Annotated in this window: 2 protein-coding genes; both read right to left on the minus strand. The window is 53.7% G+C overall.

All coding sequences use genetic code 11. From position 1 onward, the window contains the following. Positions 1-897 (minus strand): tetratricopeptide repeat protein (locus IQ260_RS30625; RefSeq protein ID WP_228016579.1); only part of this gene is annotated, 897 nt, incomplete at its 3' end. A 137-nt stretch (positions 898-1,034) separates the two neighbouring features. After that, the coding region (locus IQ260_RS30630; protein ID WP_193996807.1) for an FxLYD domain-containing protein at positions 1,035-1,347 on the minus strand (313 nt) is incomplete at its 5' end.

Below are 1,347 nucleotides of genomic sequence, written 5' to 3' on the forward strand. Positions count from 1 at the left end.
GTCTAGGGTGGTGACGCTGAGGCGGATGCTGGCGAGGTCTGGGGTGGTTTTGTGGATCAGGTCAAAGGCGTGGTGGTCGCCAGGGCGGACGATGGCGTTGTTGTCGGCAATGGCGTCTTTGCTGTCGGTTGCGATCGCATCTCCGGCATCATTTAGATACTCTATTTGGAGCTGTAGGGCGTCGATTTCTTGGTTGCTGGTGTTGAGTAAGACGGCCTGCAGGGTGTAATAAGAGGCGTCTTCATAGTTATCTAAACGCGATTGTCGAGGGTCTAGGGTAAGACCTGGCTGCTCAAACTGGATGGGAATATCGGCGGCAGTGAGGCTCTCGGGGCTGTCGGGTGAGGCGGGCTCAGCGGGTGCTTCTGGGTCAATGGCTTCGGTGAGCTGTACGACCTCAGACCGGGTGGTGATGATATCCATCACGGGCTTAAAGCCAATGGCAATGACGATAACGGCTAGCCCTAACCACAGTAAACGGTGGCGACCGTTGACGTCTTGTTCGAGGGAGCTAATGAGGATAACGGCGTCTTCATCGCTGGGTTTGAGCTCTAGACAGCGTTTGGCTAGGGCGATGGCCTGGTCTTTGTCGGCGGGGTCTTTTTGTTTGCCGTAGCGCTGGTCGTAGGCGTAGGTGAGACTCTGAAGACTTTCAAAGTTTAGGGGGTCCAGGGTAGTTGCCTGGGTCAGTTCGTCAATGGCGTCGTCAAGACGGTCAAAGTCTAGGTAGTTGCGGCCACGCTCGAGGTGATCCTGGGCCTTTTTTTGTACGGCAGCTAGCTCATCTGGCCCCAGCCCTGCTTCTTCTGCCAGAGCGCTCAAGGTCTTGGCGGTAACGGGTTCTTCCCAATCGAGCAGTCGTTGTATGTATTGTTCAATGATGAGATCGCGCCCCATGGGAAACTCCATTGACGACGTTTTAAGTTGGCTTCCCTTGTACACTATAGCGTTGGCGCCATAGTAATACGGATGAGATTACAGCCTAACCTATGGCTCAAACCTCTGGCTAACTTATAGACGTTTTGCAGGCTGGGCTACTCTGCTTCTAGCACGGTGACTTTATACCGTGCATAGCCTTTGGCAATGGATTCTATCACCCGAAAGGGGCGAGTTTCTCCGGGTAGCAGGGGGGCATCATTTTTGGAAATAGCGATGACGTCTTCGCTTTGCAAGCGGCGGTCGTTGGCATCGTAAAAGTCTGCTTTGAATTTAAGTTCCCGCAGGGGATAGTCACTGGTGTTGATGAGCACCCATTCAGCGTTGAATTCATAGGAGTTGGTTTGCTGTTTACGGGCGGCATTGGCCTGACGCTGCTCGGTGGTGGCTTGTTCGGACTCATCAACATCC

The organism is Leptolyngbya cf. ectocarpi LEGE 11479 (assembly GCF_015207065.1).
GTDB classification, from domain to species: Bacteria; Cyanobacteriota; Cyanobacteriia; order Phormidesmidales; family Phormidesmidaceae; genus Leptothoe; species Leptothoe ectocarpi.